The following is a 736-nucleotide window of genomic DNA, read 5'->3' as shown; positions in this document are numbered from 1 at the left end:
ATATTATTTTCTCCCTCCACTTTTAATACAATTTACATAATCCCCCTCTTTAACTTAAATATTATAATTAATATAATTTTTTATATTTAAGTTATCTCATTTTATCAAAAAAATCTTTTTTGCGTAACTATCAATAGTGAAGTTTGATTTTCCTACTTGATAACATGGCATGACTAATCCTTGTATATCCTGTCCTGTATTTCATTTTGATCTATCATTTTTATTATTGCTTTCTATTGCACAAAAAATCTGGCTAAAGGTCGCTATGATAGTAACGACTTCAACCAGATTTCAATTTATCCATCTATTTTATTAAGTTTGTTCTACGTATCTTTTTCTCTATTGTAATATTCATATTTAAAACGCATATCATTATCGCTTAAATCCTTCATTATTAGACTATTCACAAAGCCACCCATGTCTTAATTTCAATGATTAAGCGTTAAAGTTAAAATAAGAAGACTTACCTTAGACGGTTAGACGGTCCGCTATTATTATCTTACATCCAACCACGCTAAAAATTGAGCTTGTTTGTCATGATTTAAATATTCTTGTGACACAATTTGTGACAGTAACTGTTGCTTTTCGTTATATGTTATATCAAGTACTTTTATTTTCTGTCGGCAAGTATATAAAAAGTCGATATACGAACTGTATGATGGTGGATATAACGCCTCAAGCTCTGCCATAATTGATTTTGTCAACTTAGGACTCGCACCATCAGTTGATACACTGA

General features: G+C 29.8%; 1 protein-coding gene and 1 pseudogene. Both read right to left on the bottom strand.

The genetic code is table 11. The features are described from left to right. Positions 1-323: 323 nt before the first annotated feature. Complete coding sequence (locus IDG60_RS18115) at positions 324-419, bottom strand: hypothetical protein (protein WP_001789304.1); 96 nt, start codon at positions 417-419, stop codon at positions 324-326. Between the two features lie 75 nt (positions 420-494). Beyond that, positions 495-736, bottom strand: a pseudogene (locus IDG60_RS18110) (NAD(P)-binding protein); the annotation flags it as partial.

This window comes from Staphylococcus sp. EG-SA-2 (assembly GCF_017152085.1).
Note: the sequence above shows the minus strand (reverse complement) of the source record. Positions and strands in the feature narration are given on the sequence as shown.